Genomic DNA, 18,357 nt, shown 5'->3' with positions numbered 1-18,357 from the left:
GCTTCAGCCCTGGCTGCGAATCCGTTGCCACCAGCTGTCGCCGCCCTGGCTGTCCGGCTGCGCCTCGAGCTTGCTGACCAGACGTTGTGCTGCGCGGCTGTAACGGCTACGTGGACTTTGTTCCTGAATCGGCAACCCGGCATTCATGGCCAGCAGGCGGTGCTGCCAGTCCATGGGCAGCTCGCCAATCACCTCACCCCCGGCTGTTTCCGCCAGCTCGTCCACCGCGGGCGGCACCCGACTGTCGGCGCCGTCCACCACCAGGCTCACCTTGCTGTCGCGGCCCAGATGGGCGCGCCATTCATTACCCAGCGTGCGTACCGCATGGGCCTGATCCACCAGCGGGTGCATGCCAATCAACAGATGCCGGGCGTGGATCCCCAGCGCCCGCACCCAGTGGCGACGCTGCATGGTACCCACATTGATGATGATGCGATCGAACATCTGCATCAGGTGGTTGAGGGCAATGAACAGGTCCGCACTGCGGTCCCCTTCCATGTCCTCACGGTTGATGCCGCCGGCCAGTAACCGCAGGCCGGGGCGGTATTCTTCCAGGGCGGTTCCGATCAGGGTGTCGTCCAGGGTTTCCGGGCTGGCCAGCAGGTTTTCCAGGGTGTACTCGTTGTGCACATCCAGATAGAAAATGCCGCGCTCGGAAGGCTGGGTATCAATGGCCAGCGTGCGCTCGTTTGGAAACAGCTGATTGATGCCCAGGGCAATATTCTGTGTCAGGAAACGGGTATCCACGGTGGGACTGGCAGACGCCACCAGCACCAGATTGTTGGTGGCTGACTGGATGCGGTCATCGTAGTGGCCCACCCGCAGCAACTGGTGGCGGCGCAACCGTTCACGCACATCGCCGGCATCGCTGCCCGCCACAAAACAATCCCGGGCACCGGCACGCATGGATTGCAGCAGAAGCTCCTGGTTGGCACGGGCACACACCGTAATCACCGTGACCCAGGGACGGGCACTGGTCAGGGCCGTGATAATGGCCAGCGACTGATCCAGATCCGCATCAGAGATTTCCACCATCACCACATGGGCGGTGGTGGCCTCCAGCAAACGCAGCACCCGGGTCAGGTCGGTGCGGCTGACCTGCTCAAGGCGAAACGGCTCTTCCACCACCCGCTCCAGCCAGGCTTCCAGGCCACTGTCGTCAACCACGGAGAGAACAATGTCGTGATCACTCATGGGGTCACCAGCTCAGGCCGTGGCGAATGGGCTGGGAACCACGACGCACCTCGGTGGCCATGTCCAGCCAGCCCATGCTGCTGTTTTGGTAGCCGGCCCCGGGCAGGGTGGCCGGCATGTGGGCAGGCTTCTGGGGCGTCACCAAATGCGGCGTCACCACCATCACCAGTTCCTTGTCATTCTTCTCGATACGGGACGAGCGGAAAAACGCGCCCAGCACCGGCAGATTGCCAATGCCCGGCAGGCGATCACTGTTGCTCACCGTGTTGCGACTCACCAGACCACTGATGATGAAGGTCTCACCCGGCGCCAAAGACACGGTGGTTTCCGCGCGACGCACCCGCAGGCCCGGCACAGCCACCCCACCGGTCTCCACCCCGGCGGAAAAATCCAGCTCGGAGACTTCCGGGGCCACCTTGAGAATGATCTGGCTTTCATCAATCACCGTGGGGGTAAGGCTCAGGCCAATCCCGAATTCCTTGAATTCAATCTGTACCCCATCGGTGGTACTGCGGGTCGGGATGGGAAACTCGCCACCGGACAGAAAGCTGGCACTCTGCCCGGACAGGCTGGTCAGGGAAGGCTCGGCCAGCGTGTAGGCAAAGCCCCCCGCTTCAAGGGCATTGATCGCCAGCACCGAATTGGAGCCAAACCGGAACAGGTTGAAGCCTTCAGTACTCAATGGCGTGGGAATGCTGCCCGGGACCTGAAAACCGGTGCCCGGCGCGGCAATGCCCGCCGCCGTGTTGCCGCCATCCCAGACGTTGCTGTAGCTCATGCCCAGCTGATTCAACTCGGCGCGACTCACCTCCAGCACGCGGATGTCGGTTTGCACCTGGGTGCCGAATGGCAGCGACGAGCCCAGGGTGGTCGCCACCACCACGGTGCTGCGCAGCGGCTTGCTGTCGCCCCGCAACCAGATCGAGAGCACTGCCGAGCCTTCCATCTTGGCAGTCAGCAACAACTCCTGACTGCCGGTCACCGTTAATGCCGCCACCTCTGGATCAGAGGTGGCCACCTTGGCCACCGGCGACGGGAAGGTCAGCACCTTCTGGTCACCCGGCGCCACTCGCATGGAACCCTGCAGGTCCTCTGCATGGGCCGGCACCAGCCAGACAAACGCCAGCACCAGCAGAGCTATTCTCCTAACGCACATAGGTGCTCCTTGAGTTCGATCCTTCGTAAACTTCCACCCGCTGACCCGGGGCCGCCTGAGGAGCGGGCGCCGGCTTGCCCGGGAACAGGTCGCGGTAATAGACCGGCTTGCTCTGGTCCGCCACGGTCTTCGCCTTGTCTTCGCTGGCCACCACCGCCAGCCGCAGCGCACCCTCTTCTTCCGCCAACAGTACGGCGGCCATCTTGTCGTCGGGCACCGCCAGCACCACGGTATTGTTGCGTCGCTGCCGCTCACGATCCTGATCGGACTGGGCCTCTGCCATGGCCCCCTTCACCGCCAGCACCTGCACATTGCTCAGCAACACCATGGCCGCCGGGTTATCCCGCTCGCCATCCCCCTTGCGAAACGCCACTACCACATCCACCAGATCGCCCGGCGTCACCAGACCACCAGCCATGACCACATCATCCACGGCTACGGCCAACGCACGATACCCCGCCGGCAGGGTGCCAGGCAGGGTGCCACCAGGTTCAAGATGATCTCGGGAAAGCAGCTCGCCCGGACGGGCAAACTGGCGCAAGGGCTTGCCGACCACCGCTTCATCAGCCGTCAGCACATTGGCAATAGGTGCCGGAGAAGACACCACCGCCAGAACCTCTTCGGTAATCTCATCACCGATATTCAGGCTTTCTGTGACCACCCAATAACGGAAGGCAGGTGCCTGCTGCTCCTGATCGGCGGGCTCCCTTTCAGCAGGCGCCACCGCCAGGGACGAGGCCGGTTCCCGGCTCAACCCCAGCAACGCCAACATCAGGGCTACCAATGCCACCACCAGAGCCGGCAGCATGTACAACAGTCTTGATCCCATGTTCTCTCCGGAACATCCGTGTTTGTTCTGTTTTTATCCCGCCGCTATACAGTCACCAAGCTCCTTTAGAAAGCAGCTCTGGCATCCACATCCAGCTGCGCGGGCAAGGGAGGGAATGCTCCCAGCATGCCGAAATTCAGCGCAGGCGCAACGGGATTCTCCGCATAATTGCTGTACACCAGCTCGCAGCGAAGCATCTCTACCCCCCCCACAGTTTCCAGGGCACAGGCGGAATCCGTATTGAGGCCGCGCAGGCGTTGCGGCAACTGCGCCACCAGACCTGCCAGTGCAGTATTGGCACGCTGGGTCACGGCGCTGGACAGGGCCTCACTTTCATAGGCAGAACGATCCAGATACAAAGCCGTGGCCACAGCGGTATCCACCGCGTTTTGCATCCGGTATTGGGCAAAAAAGGTAAGGCCGTACACCGCTGCGCCATACAACATGGCAACCACGAACGGAAACAGCATGATGAATTCAAGCGCCACGGCGCCGAATTGCAGGTGACGACCTTTCACGAGGAAAACTTCCCGACTACGCAGGCGTTAGCCTTCACCGCCACCCGCAGCGGCATCTTCGAACAAACCTTCGAACGCACCAGACAAGGTTGTCTGAACCGTGTCATTGGTTGCCAACACGCCGATGATGCTGATCAGTGCTGCCGCCAGCACAATATACTCAAGTGCACTGGCACCGCGCTGACCACGGGCACGGCCAGGCATGCGGGTAAACAGCCGGGCCATCAGGGAATAATAAAACCGGGACATACTACTCATTGTTAGTCTCCATGGACGTCCTTGTAAGCTTGCCAAAGCAAATATATGAAGGCGTTTTTATATGCTAGGCATCCCGGGAAAGCAGCTCAACAAAGTCCGCGTATGCGTTGTGTTACCTGACTTTCCCATAGCGTAAACGCTAACACTGGCGTACCAGAAATACGCCACAGCTGCCCCCCACCGGTCAGAGAAGATCGACAAGCGGTCGTTCATCCCGTTTTGTGATAAGTATCACTGCGACAAAGGTGCAAGACTCTGTTATGCAAAGAAATAATGAACAAAATTCAAATCCATGGAAAGCCATTTCCTGTGTACTTTTGTACGAAAGTACCAGGCGCCACCCCTTTTCTGCAGACACAAAAAAACCCGGCCAGGCCGGGTTTTTTCTGTCCGTATTGCCAGGCAGCAATCGATCAAGTGTTACTTGATCTTGGCTTCCTTGTAGGCAACGTGCTTGCGCACAACCGGATCGTACTTCTTGGTTTCCATCTTTTCAGGATGGAGACGCTTGTTCTTGGTCGTGGTGTAGAAGTGACCAGTGCCTGCAGAGGACACCAGACGGATCTTTTCACGAATCGGACCAGCCATGGGTTAGCTCCTTAATTCAGTCTTAAACGCGTTCGCCGCGGGAACGGATATCAGCCAGTACGGTGTCGATACCCTTCTTGTCGATAATGCGCATGCCTTTGGAGCTGACGCGCAGGCGAACAAAACGCTTCTCGGACTCAACCCAGAAACGGTGGTGGTGCAGATTCGGCTCAAAGCGACGCTTGGTCTTGATCTGCGAATGCGAAATATTGTTGCCCGTTACAGGGCGCTTACCGGTCACCTGGCAAACTTTGGACATTGTCTTGCTCCGTAAATCTTCTTGCGGGGGACGGTAGAGCCCCGGAAAAGGCGCGTTTTATACCAATGTGGCGGTCAAGATTCAAGCACAATCTTGAATTCCTTCCCCCACCCACGAACATTCAAGGGGTTAGCGGCGAACCCAAAATGGTGGAGATGGCCTACCGGCCATTTCCACCCTACACAACAAACGCCCCCAGGGCGGAAATTCAGCACGGCTGCCGTAGGGGGGAAATGGCCGGTAGGCCATCTCCACCATTATTTGCCAGCCTCTCCCATCCAATCCAGCGAATAAACCCCACGCTCCACATGCCGATGAAACGTGGAATACGGCCAATCCCGCGCCCTGTTCACCAACCCGTGCTTAACCGGATTCAAATGCACATAATCCACATGCCTCCGATAACTGGCCTCGTCTTTCAACGTATGCTCCCAGAAACGGCGCTGCCAGACCGGCCCATCCAGCACCAGAGACTTGCTGAAACGGCTCTTGATGGCCCGCCAGCGGCTCGAGAAATCCGCCTCGCCCTCCGGCAGGGTCCAGACCGCATGCAGATGATCCGGCAGCACCACCAGCGCATCCACCCGGAACGGCCGCTCTGATCGCACCATCCGGATTGCCTGCCGCAAATCGGGCCAATACCGGGTTAGCAGGTCCTGATTCCGATCATGCAGATTGACGGTAAAGAAATAGCACCCACCAGGCACATAGTTCCTGCGGTAATTCGGCATCCTTGCCTCCCGAATAACCCTCCATGGCGGAGATCGGCCTGCGCCGACCAGCGAAGCACAGAACAGCCGCAGGCTGGCCCCAAGGGCTGAACGCGGCGAATAATCTCCACCCTGCATTTAATGTCGAAGGGTCGTAGGGCGGAAATGGGCGTCAGCCCATCTCCGCCGCAAAACAGCACCCTACACCGCCCCCCGCGCCGCCAGCGACACCCAGCCACCGTCACCGATCACCAGGTGATCCAGCACCCGGATATCCACCAGCCCCAGCGCCTCCACCAACCGCCGGGTGATGGCGTGATCCGACTGGCTGGGCTCGGCCACCCCGGAGGGGTGGTTATGCGCCAGGATCACCGCCGCGGCGTTGTGGTCCATGGCCCGCCGCAAGACCTCCCGGGGGTAGACCGCCGCCGCATCGATGGTGCCCTGAAACAGCTGCTCATAGGCAATCAGCCGGTGCTTGTTGTCCAGAAACAGGCAGGCAAACACCTCATAGGGCAGCCCGCGCATCCGCGCCGTGAGCAGCTGCCCGGCCTTGTCCGGGTTATCCAACGGCAGCCCCCGCTCCAATGGCTCGGCCAGATAACGCCGCCCCAGTTCCAACGCCGCCAGCAGCAAGGCTCGCCGGGCACTGCCCATGCCCGGCAGCCGGGCCATGGCCTCCGGGCTGCAATCCAGCATGGCACGCAGGCCGCCACCGGCAACCAGCTGCTGGCGGGCCAGATCCACCGCGGTCATGCCCTGTTGCCCGGTGCGCAGGAAGATCGCCAGCAATTCCGCATCGCTGAGCGCCTCCGCCCCACGCGTGAGCAACTTTTCCCGTGGCCGCTCATCCGCCGGCCAGTCTGTAATCGCCATGACATCCTTGTCCTTTTTTGTTCACTAACGGATCACCGCACCAGCGGCGAGCATGAAAAAAGCGCCATATCGGAACACCGCTCTCCATGCCTGAATCGTAACCCACTGTTTTTATTGGCCAGAGAGACTGGCCCACTCCTTGCTCCCTGCTCAGCGAACGCATTCACCACAGCACACCCGGACAAAAAAATGACTCGCCAACTATTATTGATTGCCACCCTGATTACCGGCCTGATGGCCCCTGTACCGACCCTTGCCATGGAAGACGCCGAAGCGGTTAACATTTCCGGCCGCCAGCGCATGCTGACCCAGCGCATGATGAAGAACTACCTGCTCATCGGGGCCGGCATCCAGGCCGACAAAGCCCAGCGCCAGCTGGATGAAGCGGTAGCCCTGTTTGAAGAGCAGCTGCTGGAACTGCGCGACTACAGCCCTACCGACGCCATCTCCCGTCAGCTCGATACCGTGGAAGCCCTGTGGCTTCCCCTCCGCCTGCGCATGATCAGCGAACCCAGCAAAACCGGCTCCAGCACCCTGATGAAAGACAACCTGACCCTGCTCAAGGCCTGCGACGACGTGGTCAAGGCCATCGAGAGCTACTCGGGCATCGACAGCGCCCGCCTGGTCAACCTGTCCGGCCGCCAGCGCACGCTGTCCCAGAAGATCGCCAAGGTTTACGTGGCCCGCGCCTGGAAAGTCCGCGCCGACGATCTCAACGAGGAATACGAGCAGGCCATTAACCTGTTTGACGACTCCCTGGCCGAACTGGAGGGCTATCCCAACAACACCCAAGAACTGCACGATGCACTGCAAAGGGTTCGCAACCAGTGGGACTTCTCCCGCACCGGCTTCGAACTGGAAGACAGCGGCCGCTACGTCCCCACCGTCATCTCCGTCACCACCGACTCCATCCTCGCCAAGATGGATGAGATAACGGGGCAGTATCAGCGTTTGATGCAGAATCAAACGGCTAGTCGATGATTTGGGCTCGGAGCCATGGGAACAGCCCCAGAGGTCCGCAACAGGCATCACGCTGCACGCAACACGCCAAGACTCGGGGGCGCTTACGCGCCTTCGAGCTTGCGAAGCATGCCGGAGAGCAGGGCGAAGACCTTCTCGATAAAGGGCTCCAGATCACTTCTGGAGCCATAACCCAGCCGTTCGGCGACAATCAGCTGGGTTTCCAGCTCGAACAACGAACCTCGGGCTATTTTCAAGAAACGCCCAAACTCCACATCACCACCGCGCCCATAACCTTCGGCAATGTTAGACGGCACACTCATGGCAGAGCGCTGCATCTGCTGCACCAGCCCAAACCGCTCCGAATCCGGAAAACCAGCCACCAGCGCATACGCCGCCTCAGCCATCTCCATGGCCGCCTGCCACACTCTCAAATCCTGATAACGTCGACCCACTCTCCAAACCTCCATGTGAAAAGTCTTACCTTCCACCGCCACCTCACCACACGAAAACGCCACTTCTTCTCAGCCCAAACCTCAAGGCCACGAGGGTTCTGCGTGCCGCCTGATGCGTGTTGCGTGTAGCGTCTCTCATTGAGTGCTACCCTATGCGCCTGAAATTAGTAGCAGTTCTGGGGCAGCGCCGGCAGAAGAGATTCGCCATGATTGCCGTCAGCCATTAAAGGGTTTTTCCCATGCAACGACTGGTCAATAAACGCATTCTGCTGGGTGTTACCGGCGGCATCGCTGCCTACAAGGCCGCTGATCTGGTGCGCCGCCTGCAGGACGCCGGTGCACAGGTTCGGGTGGTCATGACCCAGGGGGCCTGTGAATTCATTACCCCGCTGACCATGCAGGCGCTGTCCGGCAACCCGGTGCACACCACCCTGCTGGACCCGGCTGCCGAAGCGGCCATGGGCCATATCGAGCTGGCCCGCTGGGCCGATCTGGTACTGATTGCCCCTGCCTCCGCCAACTTCATGGCGCGGCTGGCCCATGGTCACGGCAACGACCTGCTCAACACCCTATGCCTGGCCACCGGCGCCCCCATCGCCATTGCCCCGGCCATGAACCAGCAGATGTGGGCGGATAAAAGCACCCAGCAGAATCTGCTGATGCTGCAGGAAAAAGGCGTCCACGTATTCGGTCCCGGCTCTGGCAGCCAGGCCTGCGGTGATGTGGGCGCCGGCCGCATGCTCGAACCCCACGAGATCATCGAACAGGCCGCCGAGGTGTTCGATTACGAACTGCTCACCGGCAAACATGTGGTGATTACCGCCGGCCCCACCCGGGAAGCCATCGACCCGGTGCGCTACATCACCAACAAAAGCTCCGGCAAAATGGGCTTCGCCCTGGCAGAAGCCGCCGCCGAAGCCGGCGCCCGTGTCACCCTGATCGCCGGCCCGGTGAACCTGCCCACCCCCAACCGCGTCACCCGTATCGATGTCACCCGTGCCGTGGACATGTTCGAGGCATGCATGGACGTGGTGGCCGACGGCTGCGATGTGTTCATTGCCACCGCCGCCGTGGCGGACTACCGCCCCACCGTCACCGCCGACCACAAGATCAAGAAATCCACCGAGGAAATTCACCTGACGCTGGTGAAAAACCCGGACATCGTTGCCTCCGTGGCCGAACACGACAAACGCCCCTTCACTGTGGGCTTCGCCGCCGAAACCCAGGACGTAATGGCCTACGCGGAAGGCAAGCTGGTCAACAAGAAACTGGACATGATCGCCACCAACGACGTGTCCGGCAGCAATGTGGGCTTCAACAGCGACAACAATGCCCTTACCGTAATCTGGCCCGGCGGCCACAAGGTGCTACCCCTGGCCTCCAAGACCCAGATCGCCAAACAGCTTATTGAGCTGATTGCGATAAGGTATAAAGACTGACCACGCAACAGGCATCACGCTTCATGCACCACGCCGCGTGTTGCGTGAAGCGTGCCGCGTGATGCATGACCGAAGGGAATACCATGAAACTGCAGTACCGCGTTCTCGATCCCCGTCTGGGGGACACCATTCCACTGCCTCACTACGCCACCGAGGGCTCCGCCGGGCTTGATCTGCGCGCCATGGTCAAGGAACCGCTGACCCTGGCCCCCGGCGACACCCAGCTGCTGCCCACCGGCATGGCCATCTATATCAGCGACCCGGGCTACGCCGGCATGATCCTGCCGCGCTCCGGCCTGGGCCACAAACACGGCATCGTACTGGGCAATCTGGTGGGGCTGATCGACTCCGACTATCAGGGCGAGCTGATGGTGTCGTGCTGGAACCGGGGCCAGCAACCGTTCACTATTGAGCCAGGTGAGCGAATTGCTCAACTGGTGATCGTGCCGGTCATGCAGGTTCAACTGGAACAGGTAGACACTTTCACCAGTAGTGACCGGGGTACCGGCGGATTTGGGCACAGCGGCCGACAATAAGAACATTCAAAAAACAACGGCTTTGCGGAGGGGGATATGGGGAAAAAGGACAAGCAGAGCACTGCCGGCAAGAACACCAGCACAATGCAGCAACTGCTGCCGCTCACACTGGCAGGGCTGGTTGCGGTAGCCGGCAGCATCGCATCACTGTATTCATGGCTGAACAGCGGCGAACTGCAGGAACAGCAGCAGCGCCAGGCAACCATGGTTGCCGGCGCCCTGGCACATCAGGTCAACGGCTACCTGACCGACACCCATCAACAACTGACACTCCTCAGTAACCGACCAGATGTGGAAGAGGCGCTCAGTAGCGACACCGTGGCAGACTTCAACGCCGCCCCTCATCTGTGGCTTTCCGACGCCACCCTGACCCTGATTCCTCGACGCGGCAGCAATACCGACGCGCTCAGCTATACCGCCCAGGAGCTGATCAAGCAGGTCAGGCTGGGCAATCAGCCGGCCCCCGCTATCATTGCAGGCCAACCCCCCGCGCTGGTCATCGCCCGGGCAAGCAAGAACAAGAATGGCATCCTGCTATTGAATCGCTCGCTGGCTTCACTGAGCACACTGGTCCAGGCCAGCATCCCTGACGGCACCGCGGTGTCCATTCAACATGGCAACACGCCGCTGTTCAGCAACGGCCAAAAAGCCAGCGGTATGGAAGCCAGCGCCACCGCCGGCCCGGTCTCGGTCAGTTTTACCCTGCCCGCCACCAACAACAATCTTTACCTTGTGGCCACCGCCGCGTTTGGGGGCTCCGCCATCCTGCTGCTGGTGATCACCCTGGTCGTCAATCGCTTGCTGGTGCGTGCCCTGCGCCAGGACGCCGCCGAACTGATTCGCTACACCGACGAACTGGCCCGTCAGCCAGGCGTCACCGCCCGCGACCATTTCCACTTCGACCTGTTTCGCTCCGTTACGGATGCCCAGGCAAAAACCGCTGAAAAACTGCGCAGTCGAAACACCAAGAGCTCATCAGCCAGCCAGCCCAGGCCCAGCGAACCCATGGTCGTGGATGAGCAGGACGATGATGGCATCCTGCTGATGGATGACAGCCAGGGCGAATCCCTGCCAGAGGAAATCTTCCGCGCCTACGACATCCGCGGGGTGGCCGGTGTCACCCTCACCGCCCAGGGGGCCTACCTGCTGGGTCGCGCCATTGGCACAGAAGCCAGCGAAGCCGGCCAGCAAACGGTGATCGTGGCCCGTGACGGGCGCCTGTCCAGTCCGGAACTGTCCCGCTCGCTGATCAAGGGATTGGTCGAGTCCGGCCGCAACGTGATCAACCTGGGTCTGGTGCCCAGCCCGGTGCTCTACTACGCCACCGAAGTGCTGGAGTCGCAGAGCGGCGTCATGATCACCGGCAGCCACAACCCGCCCACTCATAACGGCATGAAGATCGTCATCAACGGTGAAACGCTTTACGGGGAGCGGATCCAGACACTCAAGGACCGGGTTGCCCGCGGCGACTTCAATGAAGGCCAGGGCGAAGAGCAGGAGCTGGATATCAGCGACCGCTACCTCAACGACGTGGCCAACGACATCGTGCTGGCGCGGCCCCTGAAAATCGGCATCGACTGCGGCAATGGGGCGGCAGGTGAACTGGCACCCAAACTGTTTACCCAGCTCGGCTGCGAAGTCTCTGCCCTGTACACCGATATCGATGGCAACTTCCCCAACCATGCGCCGGACCCGGGCAACCCGGACAACCTGACCGACCTGATTCGCCTGGTGGACAGCGAACAACTGGATCTGGGTTTGGCCTTCGACGGCGATGGTGACCGGGTGGCAGTGGTCACCAACCGGGGCGAGATCATCTGGCCCGACCGGTTGATGATGCTGTTTGCCCGCGATGTACTCAGCCGCTCCCCCGGCGCCGACATCCTCTTCGACGTGAAATGCACCCGCGCCCTGCCCGCCGTGATCCGCAAGAGCGGCGGCCGGCCGCTGATGTACAAGACCGGCCATTCCCTGATCAAGGCCAAGATGAAAGAAACCGGCGCCCCATTGGGTGGAGAGATCAGTGGTCACATCTTCTTTGCCGATCGCTGGTTCGGCTGCGACGACGGCATGTATGCCGGCGGCCGTCTGCTGGAGATCCTGTCACTCCTGGACGACCCGGCCAGCCAGGTTTTCAGCGGTTTGAAAACCGGCATCACCACCCCCGCCCTTTATGTGGAAGTCGAGGAGGAGCGCAAGTTCCCGCTGGTGGAGGCTCTCACTGCCCGGGCCGAGCAGTTCCCCGGTGGCCGGGCCACCACCATCGACGGACTGCGTATCGACTTCCCTGATGGCTGGGGGCTGGTGCGGGCGTCCAACACCACCGCCTCGCTGGTGGCACGTTTCGAAGGCCGGGACGAAGAGGCCCTGCAACGGGTTAAAACCATGTTCCGCAACCAGCTCAAGGCGGTAGACGAGACCCTCACCCTGCCGTTTTGAGGTAGAATCATGCCGCTGAGGAGTTGAAAGTTTACACTTCAAAGTTAAAAAGCGCGCCGGACGTTGTTGGGTTTTGAAAGGTCAGCACCCGCGCCCTTACCGGAAAACGCGGGCACGGCCAGACAGAACCGACGGCACTAACTCGCGTTTCAACTTTGAACTTTAAACTTTAAACTCCCCGGCAATCGTCAATTCCCGAGGAGCACCAATGGACACCACCAGCGCGCATGACATTGCCCGCGTTCTGATTGAGGCGTTGCCCTATATCCAACGCTTTGCCGGCACCACCGTCGTGATCAAGTACGGCGGCAACGCCATGGAAAACGACGAGCTGAAAAACAGCTTCGCCCGTGACGTGGTGATGATGAAGCAGGTGGGCATCAACCCGGTCATCGTCCACGGTGGAGGCCCGCAGATCGGCAGCCTGCTGGAGCGCCTGGGCAAGGAATCCAAATTCATTCAGGGCATGCGCGTCACCGACCGCGAAACCATGGATGTGGTGCAAATGGTCCTCGGCGGCCTGGTCAACAAGGACATCGTCAACCTGATCCAGCACAACGGTGGCCAGGCCATTGGCCTCACCGGCAAGGACGGGCGCCTGATCAAGGCACGCAAAATGTTGCTCAAGGCCCAGGACGAAGACAACCCGGCCCTGAAAACCTCCGAGATCATCGACATCGGTCACGTGGGCGAAGTGCAGGGCATCGACACCAAGATCATCGACCTGATTGCCGGCAGTGATTTCATTCCGGTCATCGCCCCCATCGGGGTGGATGACGACGGTATCAGCTACAACATCAATGCGGATCTGGTGGCCGGCAAGGTGGCCGAAGTGCTACGCGCCGAGAAGCTGATCCTGCTGACCAATGTGGCCGGCCTGAAAGACAAGCAAGGCAAGGTGCTCACCGGTCTCACCGCCGACCGGGTCAATGAACTGATCAACGACGGCACCATCCACGGCGGCATGCTCCCCAAGATCGGCTGCGCCCTGGAAGCGGTACAGAATGGCGTGCATACCTCGCACATCATCGACGGGCGAGTCTCCCATGCGGTACTGCTGGAGATTCTCACCGACAAGGGTATCGGTACCCTGATCAGCAAAGACTGAAAAAACAGCTGGGAGCTTTGAGCTGCCAGCTGTGAGGAAAGACAACACCGCTCCTGTAGGAGCCCATGCTTGCATGGCGATGAACGACGAGTTGAAAGTTTAAAGTTCAAAGTTGAAAAGCGCGCCAGACGTTGTTGGCTTTTGAAAGGTCGGCACCCGCGCCCTTACCGGAAAACGCGGGCACGGCCAGGCAGAACCAAAGGCATCAATACGCGTTTCAACTTTAAACTTTGAACTTTCAACTAACACCCGCGGCAAAGGGGATTGCCGCTAAAGCCGCTACAACACGGATAAAAAAAATGCCGCAGAAGGCTAGTAACATTGGGCGCGGGCACAGCATGTGATATACCTCACAGCCACACTCGCGTTGCAGCTTGAAGCTTGTCGCTTGCAGCTTAAAACGGGAACGACATTTGATGACTGAAAAAAAACCGTCGCGTAAAGAGCAGATTCTGCAGTCGCTCGCCCACATGCTCGAAGCCGGCCCTGGCGGGCGGATTACCACCGCTGGCCTGGCACGGGAAGTGGGGGTCTCAGAGGCGGCGCTGTATCGGCATTTTCCCAGCAAGGCGAAAATGTTCGAAGGGCTGATCAGCTTTATCGAAGATGCCATCTTCTCGCGCATCAACCGCATCACCGAAGAAGGCAACGCCACCAGCCAGGTGGAGCAGATCCTCACCCTGATGCTGGCTTTCACCGAGCGTAACCCGGGTATCACCCGACTACTCACCGGCGATGCCCTTACCGGCGAGAACGAACGCCTGCACCAGCGCATCCAGCAGTTCTACGACCGGGTGGAAAACCAGGTCAAACAGGTACTGCGCGACGCCGAATTCAAGGAAGGCCTGCGCACCATCGCCACCCCCACTATCACCGCCAACCTGTTGTTGGCCGTGGTGGAAGGGCGTATCGCCCAGTTCGTCCGTTCCGGCTTCAAGCAAAAGCCCAGCCAGGACTGGCCAGCCCAATGGGAACTGCTTGTCCCCACCCTGTTCAGGTAAAGAGACGCTGCACGCAGCTCTCAACATCGCGACGGCAACTTTGTCGCCAGCCTGAACCACAGAAGCCGCGCCCCAACGACAGGGTGCGGCTTTTTACTATCTCCCCGAAAATTACGATTTGGCCCTGAACACAAACCTCTTCGTTTGCAAGCAAACTCCCACAGTGAAAGTCGGGCTACCCTCTCTTCTGTAGGAGTTTGCCTGCAAACGATTGTGCAGTTGGCGATGCCGCATCGCGTGCAAGCACGCTCCCACATAAAATCCAGAGCTGCCCCTTTTTTGTAGGAGCCCCCTCTCGAGGGGCGAACCTCCCGGCCAGAAAACCTTCGCCCCTCCAGAGGAACGCCTACAGCAAATGAAACCCCATCAGCCTGCCCACAGGCGAAGGGCTTCAGATCACCCCACCATCGCCAGCAGGCTGGCTCCTACGGCGGTTGGGCTGCCATATCTTCTGTGGGAGTTTGCTTGCAAACGATTGTGCGGTTGGCGATGCCGCATCGCGTGCAGGCACGCTCCCACATAAAATCCAGAGCTACCCCTTAGCAGCGTAGTGCTTGTGCTCGTCAGGGTAGTCCGCGCTTTTGCCATCGCCGTTACAGGCAGATTTACCACAGAGGACACAGCGCTCACTGAGGAAAGACGGTCTTTCTCTGTGCACTCTGCGTCCTCTGTGGTGAAAAAGGTATGGTTTCAGCTTTTATCGTCAGGCGTCCAGCGTCTGACACCCGCGAAGCGGGCAAAAAAAAGGCCGCACCCGAATACTGGGCGCGGCCTCTTTCCTTGCTGCTATCTTCACCTGCACCGCGAGCGTGCCCGGTGAAGCATGATGCGTGCAGCGTTACTCTTCGTTCTCAATCTCTTTCAAGCGCTTGATGATCGGGGCAAACTCCTCGCCCGCCTCATCGATCTCCCGGTCAAACTCCGCCAGCTTTTCTTCGGAGCTGGCAATTTGACGCTTGAGCCGGTCAATCGCCTCTTTCACTCCCTTGGGGACCTTCTTGCCGGCGCGCTCGCTGCGCGCCGCCACGGCAATCTCGTCGTCCAGCTTCATTTGCAGCTGGGCCAGATTGTTTTCCTCGTAGCTGATGCTCAACTCCAGCGCATCAATCTTGCGATCCCGGGCACGCACCGCGTCATCCGGGCCGGCATAGAGTCGCAGAAGTTCCTTGTCTTCACGGGCCTGGCGCGCCTGTTCCAGACGCATCTTGCGCGCCTCTTCGTCATTCAGTTCCACCCCTTCCACTTCTTCCAGCACCCGGCCATGGCTGTCCAGAAGCTGATAGCCATTCTCGATGGCCTCTGTTCTCAGGGTACGATTGAGATGCACCACCCCATCCGGGGTGACGTGACGAAAATAGGCGCCTTGCGGCATCACTTCACTGGCCAGTTTTCCTGACCGGGCCCACAGCGGTGCCGACACCGCCAGTGCCAGCACCAGGACAAGCTTCTTCATTCTTATTCCACTCCGTAGCGCCCCCGGTAGGCGCGCATTTGCATAACGCGATCCTCACTATCCGGTAGCTGCTCAAGCCAGTCAATGATATCGCCCATGGAGACGATACTGCCCACTGGCACCCCTAAGGTCTTTTCGACTTCCTGGATCGCAGACAGCCCTTTTCCCTCCGCGGAAGGCTCTCCATTGCCACATTCCTGGCGATCCAGCGCCACCATGACCCCCGCCATGGTTGCTTCAGTCTTTTCGAACAGGGCCGCCACCTCACGGATGGCCGTCCCTGCGGTAATCACATCATCAATCACCAGCACCCGGCCCTGCAGGGGCGCCCCCACCAGCCAACCGCCCTCGCCATGATCCTTGGCTTCCTTGCGGTTGAATGCCCAGGGCAAATCCTGGCCATGGTGCTCGGCCAGCGCCACAGACACCGCCGCCACCAGCGGGATGCCTTTATAGGCCGGCCCGAACAACATATCGTATTTCCGGCCAGATGCCATGATCGCATCCGCATAGTAGCGGCCGAGTCGGGCCAGTGCCTCACCGGTATTGAAAGTGCCCGCATTGAAGAAATACGGGCTGGTACGGCCGGACTTGAGCGTGAACTCGCCAAATTTCAGCGCCTCACGCTCCTGGGCAAAACGCAAAAAATGCTTCTTGTAGTTTTTCATGCTCATGGCTTACCAACCCAGCGCGTCTTGTTGTGCCTTGATGATCTCGTTGATGCCCTTCTCGGCCAGGCCCAGCAGGGTATCGGACTGCTCACGGGTAAAGGGCGCACCCTCTGCGGAGCCCTGGATCTCGATAAAGCCGCCTTGCTGGGTCATTACCACGTTCATGTCGGTGCCCGCGTTGGAATCTTCAGCGTAGTCCAGATCCAGCACCGGGGTGTCCTTGTAGACGCCCACGGATACCGCACCCACCAGGCCATTGAGCGGGTCATCCTTGATCTTTTTGGTCTCCAGCAGATGGGTAAAGGCATCCACCAGTGCCACACAGGCTCCCGAAATGGACGCGGTTCGGGTACCCCCGTCCGCCTGAAGCACGTCGCAATCCAGATAAATGGTGCGCTCACCCAACTTGCTCAGATCCACCGCCGCCCGCAAGGAACGGCCGATCAGGCGCTGAATCTCCAGGGTACGGCCACCCTGCTTGCCACGGGAGGCTTCCCGCCCGGAACGGGTATGGGTGGAACGGGGCAGCATGCCGTATTCTGCCGTCAGCCAGCCCTGGCCCTTGCCCTTGAGAAAGCGCGGCACGCCCTCTTCTACAGAGGCGGTGCACAGCACCTTGGTGTTCCCGAACGCCACCAGCACACTGCCTTCGGCGTGAACGGTGTAATCACGGGTAAAGCTCAGTTCACGCAGCTCATCATTGGCTCGACCGGAAGGACGCATGGGATCTCCTGAATCAGTGAAAAACGAAAGGCTGGCCATTGTAGCAAACACCGGCGCCAATGCCTTCCTTGCACCCACCCCCGTTACGACTAGACTAGAGAACCGGCACCGCCCTGCTGTTAACCCTGTGGGAGCTTGCCTGCAAGCGAAAACAAGACCAGAAGCGAGTGACGAGTTTCGAGTTGCGAAAACCGGGCTTTCCGACCACCGGGTTTTGCCTTTCGAAACTCGCTTCTCGAGGCTCGAAACTGCCTTTCGCATGCAGGCAGGCTCCCACATCCCCGGGCGCCCCATTCCACGGATAACAACGAGGTTCATCCATGATCTGCAGCATGACCGCCTTTGCCCGCGCCGACCGTCACCTGGAAGGCTTCAGCCTGGCCTGGGAGATCAAGTCCGTGAACCATCGCTATCTGGAAGTGAGCCCGCGCCTGCCGGACACCCTGCGCGCGCTGGAAAATGGCGCCCGGGAAAAGTGCCGCCAGGCCCTGGCCCGCGGCAAGGTAGAAATCACCCTGCGCTACCAGCTGATCGAGAGCGACGTGGAACTGGAACTCAACGAACCCCTGGTGAAGAAACTCTCCGACGTCTCCCGCCGGGTGGGTGACCTGGTACAGCACTCCGGCCAGGTAAACCCCATGGAAATCCTGCGCTACCCGGGCGTGCTCAGCACCCGGGAACTGGACGTGGAACTGCTGCAGAAAGAAGCCCTCACCCTGCTCGACGACGCCCTCAAGGCCCTGATCGACACCCGCGCCCGGGAAGGCGAGCAGCTCGGCAAGCTGATCATCGACCGCCTGGACGGCATCATGACCCAGGTGGACATCGTCAAAGCCGCCATCCCGCGCATCAAGGAGGCCCAGCGTGAGCGCCTGCGCAAGCGCATTCAGGATGTGGTGGAATCGCCGGACCCGGATCGCCTGGAGCAGGAACTGGTGATGCAGGCCCAGAAGATGGACGTGGACGAAGAACTGGATCGGCTGGTCACCCACGTCAGCGAAGTACGCCGCATCGTCAAGAAAGGCGGCCACATCGGCCGGCGCCTGGACTTCCTCATGCAGGAACTCAACCGCGAAGCCAACACCCTGGCCAGCAAATCCGTGGATAGTGAAACCACCGCGGCCGCGGTGGAACTCAAGGTGCTCATCGAGCAGATGAGGGAGCAGATCCAGAATATCGAATAA

Annotated in this window: 20 protein-coding genes; 7 read left to right on the top strand and 13 right to left on the bottom strand. The window is 60.2% G+C overall.

From position 1 onward, the window contains the following. Nucleotides 1-3 precede the first annotated feature (3 nt). The 9 genes from HF945_RS16815 to radC form a co-directional block, all read right to left on the bottom strand. Entirely contained in the window at nt 4-1,194 is a 1,191-nt protein-coding gene (locus HF945_RS16815) for a hypothetical protein (RefSeq protein WP_290523710.1), read from the bottom strand. A gap of 4 nt (nt 1,195-1,198) precedes the next feature. Beyond that, on the bottom strand, nt 1,199-2,350 hold the full coding sequence (locus HF945_RS16810) for a pilus assembly protein N-terminal domain-containing protein (protein WP_290523709.1): 1,152 nt from the start codon (nt 2,348-2,350) through the stop codon (nt 1,199-1,201). Then, nucleotides 2,340-3,179: a Flp pilus assembly protein CpaB gene (gene cpaB, locus HF945_RS16805; RefSeq protein ID WP_290523708.1), complete on the bottom strand. Its 840-nt coding sequence runs from the start codon at nt 3,177-3,179 to the stop codon at nt 2,340-2,342. Before cpaB ends, HF945_RS16810 begins: the two co-directional genes overlap by 11 nt. Before the next feature lie 65 nt (nt 3,180-3,244). Then, entirely contained in the window at nt 3,245-3,697 is a 453-nt protein-coding gene (locus tag HF945_RS16800) for a TadE/TadG family type IV pilus assembly protein (RefSeq protein WP_290523707.1), read from the bottom strand. A gap of 27 nt (nt 3,698-3,724) precedes the next feature. Further along, nucleotides 3,725-3,955: a hypothetical protein gene (locus tag HF945_RS16795; RefSeq protein WP_290523706.1), complete on the bottom strand. Its 231-nt coding sequence runs from the start codon at nt 3,953-3,955 to the stop codon at nt 3,725-3,727. A gap of 420 nt (nt 3,956-4,375) precedes the next feature. Then, on the bottom strand, nt 4,376-4,543 hold the full coding sequence (rpmG, locus tag HF945_RS16790) for a 50S ribosomal protein L33 (RefSeq protein ID WP_007151127.1): 168 nt from the start codon (nt 4,541-4,543) through the stop codon (nt 4,376-4,378). Between the two features lie 22 nt (nt 4,544-4,565). Beyond that, the gene (gene rpmB / locus HF945_RS16785) at nt 4,566-4,802 is read right to left on the bottom strand and encodes a 50S ribosomal protein L28 (RefSeq protein ID WP_290523705.1); all 237 of its coding nucleotides are present in this window, start codon (nt 4,800-4,802) and stop codon (nt 4,566-4,568) included. Nucleotides 4,803-5,059: 257 nt separating this feature from the next. After that, nucleotides 5,060-5,413, bottom strand: a complete 354-nt coding sequence (locus HF945_RS16780) for a transposase (RefSeq protein WP_366492277.1) — start codon at nt 5,411-5,413, stop codon at nt 5,060-5,062. Nucleotides 5,414-5,713: 300 nt separating this feature from the next. Further along, nucleotides 5,714-6,388: a DNA repair protein RadC gene (gene radC / locus HF945_RS16775; RefSeq protein WP_290523703.1), complete on the bottom strand. Its 675-nt coding sequence runs from the start codon at nt 6,386-6,388 to the stop codon at nt 5,714-5,716. Between the two features lie 189 nt (nt 6,389-6,577). On the opposite strand from radC, the gene HF945_RS16770 reads away from it, so the two are divergent. Continuing rightward, on the top strand, nt 6,578-7,369 hold the full coding sequence (locus HF945_RS16770; RefSeq protein ID WP_290523702.1) for a type IV pili methyl-accepting chemotaxis transducer N-terminal domain-containing protein: 792 nt from the start codon (nt 6,578-6,580) through the stop codon (nt 7,367-7,369). Nucleotides 7,370-7,452: 83 nt separating this feature from the next. Here the strand turns inward: HF945_RS16770 and HF945_RS16765 are convergent, their stop codons facing one another. Further along, the gene (locus HF945_RS16765; RefSeq protein ID WP_290523701.1) at nt 7,453-7,803 is read right to left on the bottom strand and encodes a four helix bundle protein; all 351 of its coding nucleotides are present in this window, start codon (nt 7,801-7,803) and stop codon (nt 7,453-7,455) included. A gap of 239 nt (nt 7,804-8,042) precedes the next feature. Between HF945_RS16765 and coaBC the strand changes: the two genes are divergently transcribed. From coaBC to slmA, 5 genes are all read left to right on the top strand, one after another. Further along, nucleotides 8,043-9,242 carry a bifunctional phosphopantothenoylcysteine decarboxylase/phosphopantothenate--cysteine ligase CoaBC gene (gene coaBC / locus HF945_RS16760; RefSeq protein WP_290523700.1) on the top strand — a complete coding sequence of 400 codons (1,200 nt, stop codon included), beginning with the start codon at nt 8,043-8,045 and terminating at the stop codon, nt 9,240-9,242. A gap of 83 nt (nt 9,243-9,325) precedes the next feature. After that, nucleotides 9,326-9,778, top strand: a complete 453-nt coding sequence (gene dut / locus HF945_RS16755; RefSeq protein ID WP_290523699.1) for a dUTP diphosphatase — start codon at nt 9,326-9,328, stop codon at nt 9,776-9,778. Between the two features lie 36 nt (nt 9,779-9,814). After that, nucleotides 9,815-12,217 (top strand): phosphomannomutase/phosphoglucomutase, encoded by a 2,403-nt coding sequence (locus HF945_RS16750; protein ID WP_290523698.1) that lies wholly within the window; start codon nt 9,815-9,817, stop codon nt 12,215-12,217. A 208-nt stretch (nt 12,218-12,425) separates the two neighbouring features. Continuing rightward, a complete protein-coding gene (argB, locus tag HF945_RS16745) occupies nt 12,426-13,325 on the top strand; it encodes an acetylglutamate kinase (protein WP_290523697.1) in 900 nt (299 codons plus the stop codon). A gap of 416 nt (nt 13,326-13,741) precedes the next feature. Next, a complete protein-coding gene (gene slmA, locus HF945_RS16740; protein ID WP_290523696.1) occupies nt 13,742-14,326 on the top strand; it encodes a nucleoid occlusion factor SlmA in 585 nt (194 codons plus the stop codon). An 838-nt stretch (nt 14,327-15,164) separates the two neighbouring features. Here the strand turns inward: slmA and HF945_RS16735 are convergent. The 3 genes from HF945_RS16735 to rph are packed head-to-tail and all read right to left on the bottom strand — an operon-like array spanning nt 15,165 to nt 17,173. After that, entirely contained in the window at nt 15,165-15,779 is a 615-nt protein-coding gene (locus HF945_RS16735; RefSeq protein ID WP_290523695.1) for a hypothetical protein, read from the bottom strand. Between the two features lie 2 nt (nt 15,780-15,781). Further along, the gene (pyrE, locus tag HF945_RS16730) at nt 15,782-16,447 is read right to left on the bottom strand and encodes an orotate phosphoribosyltransferase (RefSeq protein ID WP_290525439.1); all 666 of its coding nucleotides are present in this window, start codon (nt 16,445-16,447) and stop codon (nt 15,782-15,784) included. Between the two features lie 9 nt (nt 16,448-16,456). After that, the gene (gene rph / locus HF945_RS16725) at nt 16,457-17,173 is read right to left on the bottom strand and encodes a ribonuclease PH (RefSeq protein ID WP_290523694.1); all 717 of its coding nucleotides are present in this window, start codon (nt 17,171-17,173) and stop codon (nt 16,457-16,459) included. A gap of 320 nt (nt 17,174-17,493) precedes the next feature. Between rph and HF945_RS16720 the strand changes: the two genes are divergently transcribed. Further along, nucleotides 17,494-18,357 carry a YicC/YloC family endoribonuclease gene (locus tag HF945_RS16720; RefSeq protein WP_290523693.1) on the top strand — a complete coding sequence of 288 codons (864 nt, stop codon included), beginning with the start codon at nt 17,494-17,496 and terminating at the stop codon, nt 18,355-18,357.

The organism is Alcanivorax sp. (genome assembly GCF_017794965.1).
Taxonomy (GTDB): Bacteria; Pseudomonadota; Gammaproteobacteria; order Pseudomonadales; family Alcanivoracaceae; genus Alcanivorax.
Note: the sequence above shows the minus strand (reverse complement) of the source record. Positions and strands in the feature narration are given on the sequence as shown.